This window comes from Planococcus sp. CAU13 (genome assembly GCF_000775575.1).
In the GTDB taxonomy this organism is placed as follows: domain Bacteria; phylum Bacillota; class Bacilli; order Bacillales_A; family Planococcaceae; genus Planococcus.
Genome location: NZ_JRGN01000064.1, coordinates 12,003 through 31,200 on the forward strand (window position 1 = coordinate 12,003; position 19,198 = coordinate 31,200).

Annotated in this window: 18 protein-coding genes and 1 other annotated feature; of the genes, 17 read left to right on the forward strand and 1 reads right to left on the reverse strand. The window is 48.4% G+C overall.

What is annotated here, in order from left to right:
- The 16 genes from KW93_RS02760 (at position 1) to argS (ending at position 17,897) form a co-directional block, all read left to right on the forward strand.
- A complete protein-coding gene (locus KW93_RS02760; RefSeq protein ID WP_033541434.1) occupies positions 1 to 1,281 on the forward strand; it encodes a dihydroorotase in 1,281 nt (426 codons plus the stop codon).
- Positions 1,278 to 2,372 (forward strand): carbamoyl phosphate synthase small subunit, encoded by a 1,095-nt coding sequence (locus tag KW93_RS02765; protein WP_033541435.1) that lies wholly within the window; start codon positions 1,278 to 1,280, stop codon positions 2,370 to 2,372. Before KW93_RS02760 ends, KW93_RS02765 begins: the two co-directional genes overlap by 4 nt.
- Entirely contained in the window at positions 2,365 to 5,553 is a 3,189-nt protein-coding gene (carB, locus tag KW93_RS02770; protein WP_033541436.1) for a carbamoyl-phosphate synthase large subunit, read from the forward strand. Before KW93_RS02765 ends, carB begins: the two co-directional genes overlap by 8 nt.
- A complete protein-coding gene (locus KW93_RS02775) occupies positions 5,550 to 6,317 on the forward strand; it encodes a dihydroorotate dehydrogenase electron transfer subunit (protein WP_033541437.1) in 768 nt (255 codons plus the stop codon). Before carB ends, KW93_RS02775 begins: the two co-directional genes overlap by 4 nt.
- Complete coding sequence (locus KW93_RS02780) at positions 6,314 to 7,228, forward strand: dihydroorotate dehydrogenase (RefSeq protein ID WP_033541438.1); 915 nt, start codon at positions 6,314 to 6,316, stop codon at positions 7,226 to 7,228. Before KW93_RS02775 ends, KW93_RS02780 begins: the two co-directional genes overlap by 4 nt.
- Positions 7,225 to 7,917, forward strand: a complete 693-nt coding sequence (pyrF, locus tag KW93_RS02785; RefSeq protein ID WP_033541439.1) for an orotidine-5'-phosphate decarboxylase — start codon at positions 7,225 to 7,227, stop codon at positions 7,915 to 7,917. The genes KW93_RS02780 and pyrF overlap by 4 nt, the downstream gene beginning before the upstream one ends.
- Positions 7,917 to 8,546 (forward strand): orotate phosphoribosyltransferase, encoded by a 630-nt coding sequence (pyrE, locus tag KW93_RS02790; RefSeq protein ID WP_033541440.1) that lies wholly within the window; start codon positions 7,917 to 7,919, stop codon positions 8,544 to 8,546. Before pyrF ends, pyrE begins: the two co-directional genes overlap by 1 nt.
- A 145-nt stretch (positions 8,547 to 8,691) precedes the next feature.
- Positions 8,692 to 9,024 carry a PadR family transcriptional regulator gene (locus tag KW93_RS02795; RefSeq protein ID WP_033541441.1) on the forward strand — a complete coding sequence of 111 codons (333 nt, stop codon included), beginning with the start codon at positions 8,692 to 8,694 and terminating at the stop codon, positions 9,022 to 9,024.
- Positions 9,021 to 9,692, forward strand: a complete 672-nt coding sequence (locus KW93_RS02800; RefSeq protein ID WP_033541442.1) for a DUF1129 family protein — start codon at positions 9,021 to 9,023, stop codon at positions 9,690 to 9,692. Before KW93_RS02795 ends, KW93_RS02800 begins: the two co-directional genes overlap by 4 nt.
- Positions 9,693 to 9,899: 207 nt before the next feature.
- Positions 9,900 to 10,817, forward strand: a complete 918-nt coding sequence (locus KW93_RS02805; RefSeq protein ID WP_033541443.1) for a DMT family transporter — start codon at positions 9,900 to 9,902, stop codon at positions 10,815 to 10,817.
- Between the two features lie 213 nt (positions 10,818 to 11,030).
- Positions 11,031 to 12,296, forward strand: coding sequence for an extracellular solute-binding protein (locus KW93_RS02810; protein ID WP_052131447.1), 1,266 nt, complete (start codon positions 11,031 to 11,033; stop codon positions 12,294 to 12,296).
- An 85-nt stretch (positions 12,297 to 12,381) separates the two neighbouring features.
- The gene (locus KW93_RS02815) at positions 12,382 to 13,260 is read left to right on the forward strand and encodes a carbohydrate ABC transporter permease (protein ID WP_033541444.1); all 879 of its coding nucleotides are present in this window, start codon (positions 12,382 to 12,384) and stop codon (positions 13,258 to 13,260) included.
- A gap of 12 nt (positions 13,261 to 13,272) precedes the next feature.
- Complete coding sequence (locus KW93_RS02820) at positions 13,273 to 14,103, forward strand: carbohydrate ABC transporter permease (protein ID WP_033541445.1); 831 nt, start codon at positions 13,273 to 13,275, stop codon at positions 14,101 to 14,103.
- A 158-nt stretch (positions 14,104 to 14,261) separates the two neighbouring features.
- Positions 14,262 to 15,593: a D-serine ammonia-lyase gene (locus KW93_RS02825; protein WP_033541446.1), complete on the forward strand. Its 1,332-nt coding sequence runs from the start codon at positions 14,262 to 14,264 to the stop codon at positions 15,591 to 15,593.
- A gap of 33 nt (positions 15,594 to 15,626) precedes the next feature.
- Positions 15,627 to 15,932 carry a TIGR04104 family putative zinc finger protein gene (locus KW93_RS02830; protein ID WP_033541447.1) on the forward strand — a complete coding sequence of 102 codons (306 nt, stop codon included), beginning with the start codon at positions 15,627 to 15,629 and terminating at the stop codon, positions 15,930 to 15,932.
- Between the two features lie 15 nt (positions 15,933 to 15,947).
- Positions 15,948 to 16,152: a binding site (T-box leader), on the forward strand.
- A gap of 53 nt (positions 16,153 to 16,205) precedes the next feature.
- Entirely contained in the window at positions 16,206 to 17,897 is a 1,692-nt protein-coding gene (gene argS / locus KW93_RS02835) for an arginine--tRNA ligase (RefSeq protein WP_033541448.1), read from the forward strand.
- A 78-nt stretch (positions 17,898 to 17,975) separates the two neighbouring features.
- On the opposite strand, the gene KW93_RS16870 is transcribed toward argS, so the two are convergent.
- Entirely contained in the window at positions 17,976 to 18,629 is a 654-nt protein-coding gene (locus tag KW93_RS16870; protein ID WP_052131448.1) for a nucleoside deaminase, read from the reverse strand.
- A 161-nt stretch (positions 18,630 to 18,790) separates the two neighbouring features.
- Between KW93_RS16870 and KW93_RS02845 the strand changes: the two genes are divergently transcribed.
- Entirely contained in the window at positions 18,791 to 19,174 is a 384-nt protein-coding gene (locus KW93_RS02845) for a hypothetical protein (protein ID WP_235318349.1), read from the forward strand.
- Positions 19,175 to 19,198: the final 24 nt, after the last annotated feature.

A 19,198-nucleotide genomic window follows, 5' to 3' on the forward strand; every position in this document is an offset into this window, starting at 1 on the left:
ATGAACTTATTCATTAAAAATGTAAATATGCTGCAGGACGGGGAATTGTCTCCGGTAAATATACGCATCGCTGAAGGAAAGATTCAGGAAATCGGAAAAGAACTTAAAGCACAGGGAGAACAGGAAATTGACGGAAAAGGCCGAATGGTCGCACCAGGATTTGTCGACGTCCACGTGCATTTGCGCGAACCCGGAGGGGAACAGAAAGAGACGATTGAAAGCGGGACGAAATCAGCGGCACGCGGCGGCTACACGACAATCTGCGCGATGCCGAATACCCGTCCGGTGCCGGATACGACAGAGAACCTGCAGAAGGTCAATGCATTGATTGAGAAGAATGCGCTCATCCGGGTTTTGCCGTATGCTTCCATCACCATCCGGGAAGCGGGAAAAGAACGTACGAATTTACAGGAATTAAAAGAGAACGGTGCGTTTGCGTTCACTGATGACGGAGTCGGTATCCAGGAAGCGGGCATGATGTATGAAGCGATGAAAGATGCGGCAGCCATCGACATGCCTATTGTCGCGCATTGTGAAGATAACAGCCTGATTTACGACGGCGTGATGCATGACGGCAAACGCAGCCGTGAGCTTGGCTTGAAAGGCATTCCTGCCATCGCGGAATCGGTGCACATCGCGCGTGACATTCTGCTGGCTGAAGCAGCAGGTGCACATTACCATGTCTGCCACGTGTCGACAAAAGAATCGGTGCGCGTCATACGAGACGCGAAACGCGCGGGTGTGAAAGTGACAGCGGAAGTGACGCCGCATCATTTGCTCCTGACAGAAGATGATATTCCGGGAGACGACGCCAATTACAAGATGAATCCGCCGCTTCGGGCGAAAGAAGATTACGAGGCGCTTCACGAAGGTCTGCTTGACGGCACGCTCGATTTTATTGCAACGGATCATGCACCTCACACAGAAGACGAAAAAGCGCATGGCATGGATAAGGCGCCGTTCGGCATCGTCGGATTTGAAACAGCGTTTCCGCTGCTTTACACAAATTTTGTGGAGACCGGAAAATGGACGCTCGAGCAATTGATCGACTGGATGACGCGGAAACCGGCGGAAGTTTTCGGAATGCCATACGGTACGATTGAAACAGGACAGGCAGCTGACCTGGTGCTGATCGATCTCGAAAAAGAGAAGGAAATCGACGTGGAGCAATTTTTATCAAAAGGAAAGAATACACCATTTGGCGGCTGGCAGTGCAAGGCCTGGCCGGCAATGACCATATTCGGCGGTAAAATCGTCTGGCAGGAGGAGGCACATCAATGAAACGTTATTTGATCTTGGAAGATGGCACAGTATTTGTAGGTACAGCATTCGGAAGCGACGATGCATCTATTGGCGAAATCGTCTTTAACACCAGCATGACAGGCTATCAGGAAATCTTGTCGGACCCTTCCTACTGCGGACAGATTGTCACGATGACTTATCCGCTGATCGGCAATTACGGCATCAACAGCGACGACTTCGAATCGATCGAACCGGCAGTGAAAGGAATGGTCGTGCGTGAACTGGCGGAGTTTCCATCGAATTTCAGAAGCAAATCGACACTTTGTGAGCTGTTCAAAATGAAAGGCATCCCAGGAATTTCGGGAATCGATACACGTAGACTGACGCGCCTCATCCGCTCTAAAGGATCCATCAAAGGCATCCTGACGGCAGCGGGAGAAGAAGTGGATGTCGATGAAGTCGTAAGCAAGCTGAAAGTGGCGCCACTCCAGACGGATCAGGTTGCTCAAGTGTCGACAGCCCGCCCTTATCCGAGTCCTGGCCGCGGCAAACGCGTCGTACTTATCGATTACGGAATGAAACACGGCATCCTGCGCGAACTCAATAACCGCGATTGTGATGTCATCGTTGTTCCATATAATACAAGCTCGCAGGAAATTTTAGCCTGGGGACCGGATGGCGTCATGCTGTCGAATGGCCCGGGAGACCCGAAAGACGTCGAAGAATGCGTCCAAGTGGTCGGGGAATTGATCGGCCAGGTGCCGCTATTCGGAATCTGTCTGGGCCACCAATTGTTTGCGCGTGCGTGCGGAGCGGATACATTTAAACTGAAATTCGGCCACCGCGGCGGCAACCACCCCGTCCGAAATCTGGCGACAGGGAAAATTGAAATCACTTCGCAAAACCACGGTTACGCAGTAGATGAAGAAACATTGCAGGGAACACGTCTGAAAGTGACGCACCAGGCATTGAACGATGGCACGAATGAAGGGCTCGAACATTTGGATTATCCCGCTTTCACCGTGCAATATCATCCGGAATCATCACCGGGACCGGAAGATTCGAATTACCTGTTTGACCGTTTTATCGAAATGATGAGTGCAAATCGAAAGGAGCAGCAATATGCCTAAAAGACAGGACATCCAAAGTATACTCGTGATCGGGTCCGGCCCGATCGTCATCGGACAAGCTGCAGAATTCGACTATGCCGGCACACAGGCCTGCCTGGCGCTAAAAGAGGAAGGCTACCGTGTCATCCTGATCAACTCGAATCCGGCGACCATTATGACGGATACTGAAATTGCAGATAAAGTCTACATCGAACCGATTACGCTTGAATTCGTCAGCCGAATTCTCCGCAAAGAACGTCCGGATGCACTTCTCGCGACGCTCGGCGGCCAAACGGGATTGAACATGGCGATTGAACTCGATGAATCGGGCATCCTCGATGAACTCGGAATTGAAATCCTCGGTACAAAACTGGAAGCGATCCACAAAGCGGAAGACCGGGATCTTTTCCGGACGCTCATGAATGAACTCGGGGAACCGGTTCCTGATTCGGATATCATTCACAACCTGGACGAAGCGAAGGCGTTTGTTGACCGCATCGGTTATCCAGTGATTGTGCGGCCGGCTTTTACACTCGGTGGAACAGGCGGAGGCATTTGCCATAACGACGAGCAATTGCAGGAAATCGTATCCAGTGGCTTGAAATACAGCCCGGTTACACAGTGTTTATTGGAAAAATCAATTGCCGGCTTCAAGGAAATCGAATACGAAGTGATGCGGGATGCCAATGATACGGCGATTGTCGTATGCAACATGGAAAACATCGACCCGGTTGGTATTCATACGGGCGATTCGATTGTAGTGGCTCCGAGCCAGACGCTTTCTGACCGTGAATACCAGATGCTGCGCAACGTGTCGCTGAAAATCATACGGGCCCTGAAAATCGAAGGCGGCTGCAACGTGCAGCTGGCGCTCGATCCCGACAGTTTTGATTACTTCATCATTGAAGTGAATCCTCGTGTCAGCCGTTCATCGGCGCTTGCTTCCAAAGCGACGGGTTACCCGATTGCGAAACTGGCAGCGAAAATTGCCGTCGGTCTGACGCTCGATGAAATGATGAATCCGGTGACGGGCCGCACTTATGCCGCGTTTGAACCGGCGCTCGACTACGTCGTGACGAAAATACCGCGCTGGCCGTTCGATAAATTCGAAGCCGCAAAACGCAATCTCGGAACGCAAATGAAAGCGACCGGGGAAGTCATGGCGATGGGCCGCACATTTGAAGAGTCTATTCTGAAAGCGGTGCGTTCACTCGAAACCGGTCAATTCCACCTGGAACTGAAAAATGCGGATGCCATGAGCGACGAATGGATTGAAAAACGGATCCGCCGGGCAGGTGATGAGCGCCTGTTCTTTATTGGCGAAGCCTTGCGCCGCGGTGTGACAATCGAAACGATTCACGAATGGAGTCAGATCGACTTGTTCTTCCTGAAGAAATTTGATAATATCGTCGGCTATGAAACGGTGCTTGCAGCAAACCCATTCGATTTTGATGCGGCGAAACGGGCAAAGCGTCTGGGCTTTGCAGATTGCACCATCGCCAAACTGTGGAATACGACAGAACAAGAAGTATACAACTGGCGCAAAGAACAGAAATTGATGCCGGTCTATAAAATGGTTGATACGTGTGCGGCGGAATTCGAATCGGAAACACCGTATTTCTACGGCACATATGAAGATGAAAATGAATCGATCCGCACCGAAAAGGAAAGCGTCATCGTTCTTGGATCCGGTCCGATCCGCATCGGACAGGGTGTCGAATTCGATTACGCGACGGTCCATTCGGTCTGGGCCATCAAAGAAGCGGGTTATGAAGCAATTATCATCAACAACAATCCCGAAACGGTAAGCACCGATTTCTCGATTTCGGACAAACTGTATTTTGAGCCGCTGACGATCGAAGATGTCATGCATGTCGTCGACCTGGAACAGCCAAAAGGCGTCGTGGTGCAGTTCGGCGGGCAGACGGCCATCAACCTGGCAGATAAACTCGAACAAAACGGCGTGAAAATTCTCGGGACGACGCTTGAAGACACGGACCGGGCTGAGAACCGCAATAAATTCGAAGCGACACTCCGTGAAATCAACATCCCGCAGCCGCTCGGCAAAACGGCGGTATCAAAAGAAGAAGCCGTGGTGATCGCAAATAATATCGGTTATCCGGTTCTGGTGCGGCCATCTTATGTGCTCGGCGGACGGGCGATGGAAATCGTCTACAACGAAGAAGACCTGAACTATTATATGGAACACGCAGTAGAAGCGAGCCCCGAACATCCGGTGCTGGTTGACCGCTACCTGACAGGGATCGAAGTGGAAGTGGATGCCATTTCCGACGGCGATAACGTATTGATTCCGGGAATTATGGAACATATCGAACGGGCAGGCGTACATTCCGGTGACTCGATTGCGGTCTATCCGACACAAAATATTTCACAGGAATTGATCGATACGCTGGTGGACTATACGACGCGTCTTGCAAAAGGTTTTAATATCGTGGGATTATTGAATATCCAGTATGTCATTTCAAACGGTGAAGTGTTCGTCATCGAAGTGAATCCGCGTTCCAGCCGGACGGTGCCGTTCATGAGCAAGATCATGTCAATTCCGATGGCCAATATCGCAACGAAAGCGATTCTCGGGCACAGCATCATCGAACAGGGCTATACACCGGGGCTGGCGCCGCTGGTTAACGGTGTTTACGTGAAAGTGCCAGTGTTTTCATTCGCGAAGCTGCGCCGGGTCGACATTACGCTCGGACCTGAAATGAAATCGACCGGAGAAGTGATGGGCAAAGATACGACACTGGAAAAAGCGCTGTATAAAGGATTAGCTGCTGCCGGCATGGAAGTGAAAGACCACGGCACTGTGCTCTTGACGGTAGCGGATAAAGATAAAGCGGAAGCGGTCAGACTGGCGAGACGCTTCAAGTCGATCGGTTATCAGATCATGGCGACAGGCGGAACAGCCGCTGCATTCGAAGAAGCGGGAATCGCGGTAGCGCCAATCGGCAAAATCGGATCAGAAGGCAGAACCTTGCTTGATGTGATTCAAAGCGGTGATGCGCAGATCGTCATTAATACCCTGACGAAAGGCAAACAGCCTGAGCGCGACGGTTTCAGAATTCGCCGGGAATCGGTGGAAAACGGCATTGCCTGCCTGACTTCTCTTGATACGGCTGAAGCGATGCTGCGCGTCATCGAATCGCTGACATTTTCTGCAGAGGAAATGGGGGCAGTCAGGTGATCAAACAAGAGCGGATGACAGTGGTCGCCCAACAACAGATCGCTAAGAATATTTTTGAATTGACAGCGGAAGGCAGCCTGACCGGCGAAATGGCGGAGCCCGGCCAATTCGTCCACATCCGTGTGGCTGACAGTTTTGAGCCGTTGCTGCGCCGTCCGATTTCAATTGCTTCCATTAATAAAGAAAAAAATCAGTTTACGATGATATACCGGGCTGAAGGACGGGGCACACAAATTTTGGCTGATAAGAGAGCAGGAGATGAAATTGATGTCCTCGGCCCGCTTGGCCACGGGTTTTCAGTTGAAGAGGCTGAGAAAAAAGCTTATTTGATCGGCGGCGGAATCGGAGTGCCTCCTCTTTATGAACTGGCAAAGCAATTGAACAGCCGGGGAATCAAAACGGTGCATATTTTGGGATTTGAAAGCAAGGAAGCGATTTTTTACGAAGAGGAATTCAAGGCACTGGGCGACACCCATATTGCAACGGTAGACGGCTCACACGGCACCGAAGGTTTTGTCACGCATATTTTAGGCGAATTGCCTTCTGATTTTGACACGTACTACAGCTGTGGGCCGACGGCGATGCTGGAAGCGGTGCAATGGGCATATCCGCAAAAACGGGGTTTCCTGTCCTATGAACAGCGGATGGGCTGCGGCATAGGTGCCTGCTTTGCCTGCGTCTGCCGCACAACAAAATCAGAAACGGATTACATCAAAGTCTGTTCTGATGGACCTGTATTTCCAGCGGGAGTGGTGATTTCATGATCGATTTGACAGTAAATATTCCAGGACTCGAATTAAAAAATCCAATCATGCCGGCATCCGGCTGTTTCGGTTTCGGCAAAGAGTATGCGCAGCTGTATGATCTTTCGCAGCTTGGTGCCATCATGATCAAAGCGACGACGGTTGAAACTCGTCTCGGCAATCCGACGCCGCGTGTCGCCGAAACGTCATCAGGCATGCTGAATGCCATTGGCCTTCAAAATCCGGGACTCCAGGGAGTATTCGGAAATGAACTGCCGTGGCTCGAACAATTTGATGTACCGATCATCGCCAATGTCGCCGGCACGACAACGGAAGATTACGTCGAAGTGGCGCGGGAAATATCGAAAGCACCGAATGTACAAGCGCTGGAAATCAATATCTCCTGCCCGAACGTCAAAAAAGGGGGCATCACGTTCGGAACCGATCCGGCAGTAGCGCGAGAACTGACGCGGGCGGTGAAAGACGTTTCATCCGTGCCCGTCTACATCAAATTGTCTCCGAATGTAACGGACATTGCAGCAATTGCAAAAGCGGTCGAAGAAGGCGGAGCGGACGGCATCACGATGATCAATACGCTGCTCGGCATGCGCCTTGACCCGAAAACGGGACGGCCGGTCATCGCCAATATCACCGGCGGCTTGTCGGGACCTGCCATCAAGCCGGTTGCACTCCGAATGGTCTATGAAGTCAGCAAACAAACCCGGTTGCCTATCATCGGCATGGGAGGCGTAACGGACGTTGATGACGTCATCGATTTTATGTCCGCCGGAGCAAGCGCGGTAGCAGTCGGCACCGCCAATTTCGTCAATCCGTTCGTGTGTCCGGAAATCATCGGCAAGTTGCCGGAACGGCTGCATGAACTTGGATTTGATTCAGTACAGGAACTTATCGGAAGGAGCCACCGCCTATGAGAAATGTCAGGCCGATTATTGCACTCGATTTTGCAACGAAGGAAGAGACGATGGATTTTCTTTCAAAGTTTGAGGAAAATTTATTCGTGAAGATAGGAATGGAATTATTTTATCAGGAAGGTCCGGAGCTCGTGCGTGCTGTCAGCGAACTTGGGCATGACGTATTCCTGGATTTGAAGCTCCATGATATCCCGAATACTGTCGAATCCGCCATGCAGGGAATTTCCAAAATGGATGTGGCCATGGTCAATGTCCATGCAGCGGGCGGGCTCAAAATGATGAAGGCTGCCAAACGCGGTCTGGGAGGCAGCCGAACGCAATTAATTGCGGTGACGCAATTGACTTCGACAAGTGAAGAAGAGATGCACAGCGACCAATTGATCCCGGTGAGCCTGGAAGAATCCGTTGTCCATTATGCAAGATTGGCGGATGAAGCGGGACTTGACGGTGTCGTTTGTTCCGTTCTTGAAGCGGAGGCAATAAGTGACGCGTGCGGAGAAGAATTTTTGAAAGTAACACCCGGCATCCGGCCGGAACAGGTTTCAGCTGATGATCAAAAAAGAATTGCAACTCCAGCCGAAGCGCGTGTGCAGGGTTCAACGCATATCGTCGTGGGACGCGCCATTACGAAATCGGAGGATCCAATCGAAAGTTATCGTCAAATTTCTGCGGAATGGAGTGGCCAATGATGAAAAGAGAAACAGCAAAACATTTACTGGATATCGGGGCGGTGGAACTGCGCCCGCAGGATCCATTCACCTGGGCATCGGGAGTAAAATCCCCGATCTATTGTGATAACCGGCTGACAATGTCCTATCCGACAGTGCGAAAGGCAATTGCTAAAGGCCTGGCAGACACCATCAAAGAATTTTACCCGCATTGCGAAGTTGTGGCAGGTACGGCAACTGCCGGTATTCCGCACGCTGCATGGGTGAGTGATCTGTTGGAGTTGCCGATGGTCTATGTAAGATCCAAACCGAAAGAGCATGGTCAGGGCAATATGGTCGAAGGAAAAGTCGAGCCCGGCAAAAAAGTTGTTGTTGTGGAAGATCTGATTTCAAAAGGCGGATCTGTAATTCAGGCAGCGAAAGGTTTGCGGCAGGCCGGATTTGAAGTGCTGGGCATCGTCGCCATCTTTACATACGATTTGCCGCAATCGGTCGAAGCGATTGAAGAGGCGGGCTTCACATTCCACACACTTACCGACTTCCCGGCGTTAGTTGAGGAAGCGGCGAGTTCAGGAGCCATTGAGCAGGGAGACCTGCCGATGCTGAAAGAATGGCACGAGGGATTAAAGGCAGGAACATTAAAGAGCTGACCTATGAGTCGGCTTTTTTTGTTTGAATTACCTCTTGACAATAAATTCAGATAATTTTATACTGTGTACAACTACTTGGTAAGACAAGGTAGTTGTTTTTTAACACGCTATCTTGTTTGACCAAGTACTGGAAGAGGTGAAAGCAATGGCGCTTAGAAGCCAGTTATTAAAGGGAGTGCTGGATGCCTGTGTCATGGCGGTTGTGGAGGAAGAGGCAGTTTACGGCTATGAGCTTTCGCAGAAACTGCAGAAGATCGGATTGCCGGACATCAGCGATGGAACCATTTATCCTGTTTTATTGCGGTTGCAGAAGAATGGTTTTATTCGCGGGGAAATGCGGCCCTCTGCATCCGGGCCAAACAGAAAGTATTATTTCTTAACGGACAGCGGCAGGGACGAGCTGCGGAAAATTGCAGGTGAATGGGAAGAAATTGCAATGCCGGTAAGCAAATTATTGAAGAGGAGTGATGAGGCATGAGGACAGCAGCATCGTTGATCGCAGAAAATAATGAAAAGCGGGAAATGCTGAATAATGAGAATCTGGCATTGTATGAAGAGTTCCTGCTTTATATCCGGACGGATCTGCGGGTCGCTGAACAGGCAGGGGAAGAGGTATTGATGGATTTACTGGATCATCTGCTGGAAGCGCAGGAAGAAGGAAGAACGGGGAGCAATTTGTTTGGCGACAACCCGCAGGAATATGCGGACGAGGTGATAGAAGCCTTACCGAGGGAGAAAAAGCGTAATGCAGCTGTCTTCATCTTTTCACAGCTCCTGTCTCTCGCCGGCTGGTTCAGCATCGCATACGGTGCAGTCTATATTCTGCTGTCATTTTTCACTGAAGTGGACACAGCGATCTCGCTTGGCAACATCCTGATTCTTCTTACGACCGGTGCCTTTGTCGCGTTTTTCGCAGTCTGGCTGATTTTCAAAATGTTGCGTTCATCTCTGTTCCGTCCGAAAAAAAGCCAGACTATGGAATATGTCAAAGCAGGATTATTGGGCGCAACCGCTTTCGGTATCATCATGCTGCTGGCGTGGCTGATTCCTGAATTTGGTCCGGTTATACGGCTTAATTGGTGGGTGTATGTGTTAATCGGTCTCGCGCTGATGGGTGCTGCTAAAGTTATTGAACGAGTGAAATAATGTATAGAAGCAAATGATCCGGCTAACGTAATTCTGGTTGGGTCATTTTATATGTGTGAAGTGGCCAACTTGCCATTTAAAAATGTTAGACTTAATCTTAGCAATCCTATTTATTTCCCTATTATTCGGGTTTTTCATTTTAAACAATCGAAAAATTTTCTGGAAAAATCCTATAGGATTTTTTTAGACAGCTAAAGGAGGGTTCTGATGGATCGCATAAAAGGAATTGCCATGATCATAACCGGCGCGGCTCTCTGGGGGGCATCGGGACCGATGATGGAATGGGTTATGGACGTTTACGGGATCTCGGTCTCGTTTCTGCTGACGCTGCGGCTTATCATCGCCGGTGTTTTGCTGCTTATTTTTCTGAAACTCAGGAATGTGAAAATCCTCTCTGTTTTCCATGGGGGCATCTGGGTGCGCCAGCTGCTGGTTTTTTCCGTTCTCGGCATGCTCGGTGTCCAGTTCAGTTTTGTTTCAGCAATTGAATCAAGCAACGCCGTGGTCGCCACATTGTTTCAGTTTTTGGCCCCGCTCTATATCATTCTTTTTATATCAACGAAACATAAAAAAATGCCGCCTGCCTACCAAATAATTGGAATGGGTGGAACATTGGCAGGGCTCTTCCTGTTATTGACAAACGGCCGCTTTGATGAACTTACTGTCAGCGGAACGGCTCTTTTCTGGGGTGTCATGGTGGGTCTTACATTTGCTTTTTATACCCTTTATCCCAGCCGGCTCATGGCAGAATGGGGTGTGCTTCTCATTGTCGGCTGGTCCATGCTGTTCGGCGGAATTTTTCTTGGGGTCGTCAATCCTGTTTTCCTGTCGGACGATTGGCCGCTCCTGGCAGAACCCGGAGTGTCATTCGGGATTATCGCGATCATTATTGTCGGGACACTGGCGTTTATCCTGTTCCTGAGCAGCATGCGTTTCATCTCGCCGGTGGAAACGAGTATTCTGTCCGCATTCGAACCCCTCACGGCTATGGTCATAACAGCTGTCTGGTTTGGCCAGTTTCTGGCTCCGGTCCAGATCATCGGCACATTCATCATGCTTGTCTTTGTCACCTGGCTGTCTTTTGCAGGGACACGTAAAACAGGGGAACTGGCGGAAGAAAATTGAAAAGAAATGTACATCCTGAAAGCTGGCCCATGGGCCGGTTTTTTTTCTTCGGATAAATCGGGTGTATAAACCTGAAATTTACTAATCTGTTTGTATTGGCAAAAAATATAATTTAAATTTGCGCAGAAATCTGAAAAGTTGTAAAATTGTGATAATAAAGAAAACTTCATTGCTTTGGAAATGGTGAAAAATCATAACAGGGAGGTTAGACAAATGAATAAGAGGCTCATATTTCTGGGGATGGCTGGAACATTGATTCTGGCGGGCTGTGGCGGCGGAGGGGCAGCTGATCAGACGGAAGACGGCAAAACCATAATAACCTTTATCAATGGATTCACTGGCGGAGACGGAGAGTATATGAAGAAAATCACCAACGGTTTCAATGAATCGCAGGATCAGTACTTTGTAGAAGAATCTCAGGAAAAAGACCATTATACGAAATTTAAAACGGGCGATTATGACTTGCTTCTGATGCACACCGATAACATTGAAACCTATAAACAGGACGGCATGATTCAGGATATGAGCGCAGTAATGGAGGAAGCGGGAATCAGCGTGGAGGACTTTCATCCGGTTGCTGCAGAACAGGTCACGCTGGAAGATGGAGTCTACGCGATTCCTCTCGATATTCATCCAATGACCATGTTCTACAATAAAAAATTGTCACCTGAAGCACCCGAAACTTACGAAGCACTCCTGGAATTGACGAACACTCTTCAGGAACAGGATCCGAATCTCTATGCCACAGGCATCCCAAGCGGCGGATTGCCTGAATGGTACATGATGACGCTGGTGGCGCAAAATGGGATTGAGCTTGTTGAAGGCAATCATTTGAATTTTGCCCAGGATGAATTTGCAGATGCTCTGATGGTCTATCATGACATGATTTTCAAGGATAAGATATCTCCTCCGGGACTTGGACTGGACGGTGAATTTCAGGCATTCATGAAGCAGGTAGAGGAAGGCAACAGTGCTGTACAGACGGCCACTGCTTTGACAGGGCCCTGGTATTATCAGGCTGTGAAAGAAGCTTATGGAGATGATCTCGGAATCGCTTCCGCCCCCGAACTGGGGGATAATCCAGGTGTTTACGGCGGAGGACATACCATTTCACTGCCGGCATCTGTGGAAGATGAAGAAACAATGGCGGGAATTGCTGAGTTCATCAGTTATATGTATCAGCCGGAAAATCTGATCAACTGGGCAGAAAGCGGGCAAGCGCCGACACACTTAGCCACTATGGAGATGGTTGAAGCTGATCCGGAAAAATATCCTCTCGCTGCTCAAAACATCCAGCAGTTCGATTCGTTTGTCGGAGCTCCAAAAGTTTATCAATTCCGGGAGCAGAAAAAGTACATGGTTGAAAATGTGTTTCCACAAGTGGTGGGAGAAGAAGGAATGACAAAAGAACAGCTGATGGGCGAATTGGAAAAAGCGACAGAAGAAGCCAGACAGATTGCGGAAACAGCGCCTCAATAACTTGAAAAATAAATAATAGGGCGGCATTTCATTGAAACCTCTGATGAAATGCCGTTCTATTTAAAGGAGAGGTGGAATAGGCATTATGCGAATATCAAAAACCTGGTCCGTACTCATGTATCTGCCTTTTCTTCTTTGTTTTATCCTGTTTTTGGTTGTGCCTTTCTTCTACGGGATATACATCAGCCTCCACCAATGGTCCGTTTTTGGAGGCAATGGAGGATTTGTCGGACTGGACAATTATACCGCCATTCTGACACCCGGCAACATTTACAGCAATGCCTTCTATAATGGACTGAAAAACACGCTCGTATTTGTGGCGATCAGCGTCGTTCCTTTAGTCATTATCAGCCTGGCTCTTGCACTTCTTGTCGACAGCATCCCCAGCAACTTAAAAGTCTTTTTCCGGACCGTGTTCTTTATATCTTATGCAGTTTCAGTAACCGCTGTGTCGGCCATTTTCAAATGGCTTTTTACTGGAAACGGAGGCTACGTCAATAATGTCTTTGATACATTCGGCCTGAATACAATCAATTGGCTGAACGACCAGCCAAGTGCCTGGATCGCAATATTGATAGCAACTGTCTGGTGGACAATCGGCTTTAATATGATTTTATTCATCAATGCGTTGGACGACGTGGATCAGAATTTATATGAAGCAGCAAGTTTGGATGGTGCAAATTCATGGAATAAATTCATGCATATTACTTTTCCATCCATAAAAGGGGTGTTTGTATTTCTGACCATCATTACGGTTATCGCTTCCTTCAATCTTTATGGGCAGACTTTGCTCATGACGGCAGGAGGGCCGAGCCAGAGCACGCAAACGTTGATCATGGTTATCCAGCAGATGGTCTTTAACCAGAACAATTTGGGCGTCGCTTCTGCCATGGCGATGGTGATGGGATTTGTAATGGTCATTATTGTAGCGGTGCAATACGCATACAGTTTCCGTAAAGAGTGAGGAGGAGTCTGCATGAAGAAGTCAAAAGGAAAAGATGTTTTTATAGTAATTCTTGCTTCACTGGTTGCCCTGCTCTTCCTGTTGCCTCTTATCTTCATGATCTTTACTTCCTTCAAAGGCCTGGGTGAAGCGATGTCTTCTTCCGCTTTGTTACCAAAAGAGTGGATCATCGATAACTATAGGAGCATTCTGGGGGCCAGCGCTGAAGTGCCTGTTCTTCTCTGGCTGTTCAATACAGGCGTGGTGACGCTTGCCGGGACGGCATTAGTTGTTTTTGTGGATGTTTTGGCGGCTTATTCGCTGGCGCGTCTGAATCTGCCAGGTAAGAAGTATTTTCTGGGAATTGTAGTAGCTGCGCTGACCATACCGGGAATTGTCACATTATTTCCCGCTTTTTATCTGTTCAGGGAATTTAATCTGATCAATACTTATGTGCCTTTGATCGTTATTTATTCGGCCAATACATTGGGCGTTTTCCTCATATACAGTTTTTTGAAAGGCTTCCCAAAAGATTTGGAAGAGGCAGCTGTCATCGACGGCGCATCTTTATGGCAGGTTCTGCGCTTTGTCATTTTCCCTGCAATAAAACCGGTGGTCGCCACTTTGGCGGTTTTGACGTTTTTAACGATCTACAATGACTTTTTATGGCCGTCCGTAGTAACCAGCACCGATGAAATGAAAACAGTGACGTTGGGCGTTGCGAACCTGGTCCAGGGTGCAAACTTCGTAAATCCCGGCAGGATGATGGCGGCGACCGTTGTAGCGACCATCCCGGCACTGATTATTTTTGTGGCTGCCAATAAATATTTCGTGAAAAGTGTCATGAGTTCGGGATTGAAGTAATGAATTTTTTTCAGGGAAACGAAACCGGGCTTCTTTCGGAAAGGCCTATCAAATAAGCTGGATTGCAAAACAAAGCCACTCACACAGGTGGCTTTATTTTCGTGTTTTTTCATGTATGATGAAACAAAGCACATAATTTACCGGAAAGGATGATTCCCATGGCAGTTACACAACAGCAAATTGAAGAATGGCAGCAGAAATTTCCTTTATTATCCGAAGTGACCCATTTCAAACCGGTGTTCTGGCTGAATCCGAAACTTCAAAATGTGGCAGATACCGGTGAGTTCGCTGTTACAAAACAGGAAATGCAGGAAGCGGAGGAGCTCTGGCAGCGCTTTGCGCCTTTTCTGGCAGTTGCATTTCCGGAGACTGCTGAAGCAGGGGGAATCATCGAATCGCCGTTGACTGAAATTGCCGGCACCCAAAAACTGCTGGAGGAAAAATACGGAGCTGAAATTCCCGGAAAGCTGTTTTTAAAATGCGATAACGCTCTTCCGGTGGCAGGATCGATCAAAGCGCGCGGCGGCTTTTATGAAGTCCTGCACTACGCGGAGCAATTGGCTATTGAAAACGGAATGATCACGCCGGAAGACGATTACAGTCAATTCGCCAGCGATAAATTCCGGGAGTTTTTCAGCCGTTATTCAATTGGTGTCGGGTCTACCGGCAACCTTGGGCTCAGCATCGGCATCATCAGCTCGAAACTCGGATTTTCCGTTTCCGTTTATATGTCGGCAGATGCAAAAGCCTGGAAAAAGGAATTGCTGCGTGCAAAAGGTGCCATCGTCCATGAATTTGAAGGGGACTTCGGCGAAGCGATCCTGGAAGGACGCCAGCAGACAAAAGAAGACCCGATGGCTTATTTCGTCGATGATGAAAGCTCGAAACATCTGTACCTCGGCTACAGCACCGCCGCGTTCAGAGTAAAACAGCAACTGGATGAAATGAATATCACAGTGGATGATGAGCATCCTTTGATCGTTTATTTGCCATGCGGTGTCGGCGGTTCCCCGGGCGGCATCACATTTGGTCTGAAACAGATTTACGGCGATGCAGTCCATTGCTTTTTTGTGGAACCGACGCATTCGCCTTCTGTCCTGATCGGGCTGATGACCGGTGAAAAAGAAAGGGTCTGCGTCCAGGATTTTGGCATCGACAATATGACCGAAGGGGACGGGCTTGCGGTGGGCAGGCCGTCAAGTTTTGCTTCAGGCATCAGTGAAAAACTGATCAGCGGCATCTACACCCTGGAAGATGAGGAATTATTCCGCCTGCTCGCGGTATTAGCGGACGGCGATGGTATATACGTCGAGCCTTCGGCAGCTTCTTCGCTGCTCGGTCCCGTGGAACTCGCCAAAACAGATTATCTTGCGGCGAGGGGACTTTCTGCCGAAAATGCGGCGCATATTGCCTGGTCGACTGGTGGAGATCTTGTGCCGGAGAACGATATGCGCGAAATGTACCGCCGAGGCAAAAGTTCTCTTGAATAAAAGATGCCAGCGAAACAGGAAGGAACCGGTAAGATGCAAAAATGTGGAGTATGCAATCAATCATTCAAATGGAGCCAGCTTTTTCAATCCTTATGGTTCTCTTTCCGGCCAGTGACCTGCCGGAACTGCGGAACTGTGCATAGAGTTGCCAATGCCTCACGGCTGCTGGCGGCTTTACTGCTTCTCGTTCCAGTGATCGTCGTTTTTATTTTCATGCAGGATTCGTCGATTGTGCTGCCGCTGCTGATCATCATTGCTGCAGAGTCCCTGCTGCTTCCTTTTATTCTTAAATACGAGGAACTGGAAAGGCAGCTTGACACAAATAATGGAAATCGGTAAGATAACGGAAATACAATAAATTCTGGGAAGATAAGAGTAAGCTTACAGAAAGCCGAAGCGAGCCGGGGATGGTGAGAGCCCGGCGGCCGGAGTAAGCCGAACCGCCTATCTGAGAAACCGCCTGAACGTTCAGTAGGGTTGGTCGGCCGACACCGTTACCGTTTCAAGCTGGTCCGTAATGGGCAATCAGAGTGGTACCGCGGGAAATCCCGTCTCTAATTTCAATTGGAGACGGGATTTTTGTATTTTAATTTAAAAAATGGAGGAGTTTTTATGGATTACAGTGGAGTGTTTGCGGAAGAAATTTACAGCCATTTGGAAGGGGCTCTTGCCGTCGGTGAAATCGCAGAACTGCTGGAGACACCAAAATTCGGGAATCAGGGCGACATCGCATTCCCTTGTTTTTCATTGGCGAAGCTGAAAAGGCAGGCTCCGCAGAAAATTGCCCAAGAGCTGGCGACGCAACTGACGCACCCTGGTTTTGAAAAAGTGGTTGCGGAAGGTCCTTACGTCAATTGCTTCCTGAATAAAAAGACAGCCAGCAGCCAGGTAATGCAAACAATCCTGAAGGAGCAGGGGGAATATGGCAAAATTGATATCGGGCAGGGGAGAAATATCACGATCGATTTTTCATCGCCGAATATCGCCAAGCCGTTTTCAATGGGGCATTTAAGGTCGACAGTCATCGGCAATTCAATGGCAAAAATTGTGGAAAAAGTCGGTTTTAAAGCTGTGAAGATCAACCACCTCGGGGATTGGGGCACCCAGTTCGGAAAACTGATCGTCGCTTATAAAAAATGGGGCGAAGAAAGTCGGGTAAAAGAGAATCCGATTCCGGAATTGCTGGCGTTATACATAAAATTCCATGAAGAAGCGGAACACGAAGCAACGCTGGAAGAAGAAGCCCGGATATGGTTTAAGAAACTGGAGGACGGTGACGCCGAAGCGGAGGAGTTATGGACGTGGTTCAAGGATGAATCGTTGAAGGAGTTCAGCAAAATCTATGAAGGGCTTGGAGTCGAATTCGATTCCTACTCGGGAGAAGCGTTTTATAACGGCAAAATGGGATCCACCATCGAACTTCTGAAGGAAAAGGACTTGCTGGTCGAATCGGAAGGGGCAGAAGTCGTTGATCTGGCCGAGCACAATCTGCCGCCGTTTTTGATCAGAAAAAGGGACGGTGCTACGCTTTACGGCACGCGCGATCTGACAGCCGCCCTGTACCGGAAAGAGATTTATCAATTTTCGGAATCTCTTTACGTGGTCGGTCAGGAGCAGACGCTGCATTTCAGGCAATTATTTTTGACGCTCCAGAAAATGGGATTTGACTGGGCTCATGACATGAAGCATATTCCGTTCGGTTTCATCCTGAAAGAAGGGAAGAAGATGTCGACGAGAAAAGGCAAAGTGGTTTTATTGGATCAGGTGCTGAAAGAAGCAATCGAGCTTGCCGAAAGGAATATCAACGATAAAAATCCGGCACTTCCGAATAAAAAAGAAACCGCGAAAATGGTGGGAGTCGGAGCGGTCATTTTCCATGACCTGAAAACCGAACGCCAGAATAATGTCGAATTTTCACTGGAGGATATGCTTCGTTTTGAAGGGATGACGGGGCCCTACGTGCAATATACGCATGCCCGGGCCTGTTCGATCCTGAGGAAGTCGGGTGTGGCGCCGGAATCCCTGACACCTGCAGGATTGGATGATCCGTACAGCTGGGAAGTGATCAAAACGCTGATGGCTTTTCCGGACGCTGTGCTGAAAAGCTGCCAGCAAAGCGAGCCTTCCGTCATCGCGAAATTTGCGGTTGAGCTGGCGCAGGATTTCAATAAATACTACAGCCATGTCAAGGTTTTGGAAGAGAATGGTGAAAGGGAAGGGCGGCTGGCACTCGTCTTTGCCGTTACGGTTGTCCTGAAGGAAAGCCTGTGTCTGCTGGGTATAGAGGCGCCTTTGGAAATGTGAAAATTTTTGTCGGGAGCAGGATATTGACGGATATCTGCAATAGAAAAAGAACAGGCGCATCAAGCAGCCTGTTCTTTTTTATGGTTTGGCTGCAGCGAGTGGAACAGTCAATTCATTCTGCACCAATGCGTAAATTTCTGAAATATGAAGGTGAAGTTTATCATCCAATCTTTTTTCTTCATACCATTTGCGGGCCAGAGCGCCGGCCTCCGGATAATCTTCCGACATGCGATCAGAAACGGGTGTGGGATTGCCTGCTTGGATTTTGTGGTCAAAAAAGATATTCAGAACAATGGACAATTGTTCCAGATATACGTTGGGCCCTTCGATCTGAATCGGCTTAAAACTCATGTATGGAGTGGCATTTTTCAAGTTCGTACTGCCCGCCCATTTGTCTTTCGCCGCAAATTTCAGATTCCGCATGCCGCTCATGTAAAATGCGCCAAAGCATAACGGGCACGGCTCCATTGTGGAATAGAGTGTGTATTTTTGTCTGGCCGTATGTATTCGGTTGTCGAGCTTCAGCATTGCGTTGATTTCCGCGAGAGCCAGTTCATTATTTGAAATGACGCTGTCGGTCAAATCATTGAACGCAGCGCTTTTCCCTCGCGCAATTATTGTTCCCTCTGCATCTGTAACCAGAGCCCCGATTGGCCGGGAACCTTCCTGAAACGATTTCCAGGCTTCAATAAAACACTCCTGCCAAACTAACGGGATTCCATTCCATTCCATATGTATATCTCCTTTGAAATTATTCTGACTTAACGTTTATTCGCTGCAGATGGGAATAACCCTTTTATTTCCCCAACGTTTGTAACTATTTTCGATACAAACCCGTCTATACCGTAATTGAATATACAGGCAAAGGGGTGGGGATATTGAGGAAAAGGCTGTTGTCGATTTTAATAGTGATTCTGCTGGCGCTGACGGCCTGCACACATGTGGAACCACAATCATTGGAAGAAATTTATAAAGCTGCCAAGATTCAAAATGTAAATAAAATCATCATACAGGATGGCTCAACAGGCTATATTAAAACAATGACAGAACAGAAACGAGTTGAAGAATTTCTTGCCCTGATTAAAAATATCGAGTATATTCCAGAAGAAAATCAGGAGGATCGTGAAGGATGGCAATATGCCATTTCTCTTTTCGATGGTGAAGAAGTATTAAAATTCACGCTGAGTGAAATTGATGGCATATATTATAATACAAAGCCGGATATTTCTCCGATTGTAGATGGTTACTATAAAGAATTGGATTTACTGGAAGAATGAGTTTTGAAAATCGCTGATAAACGG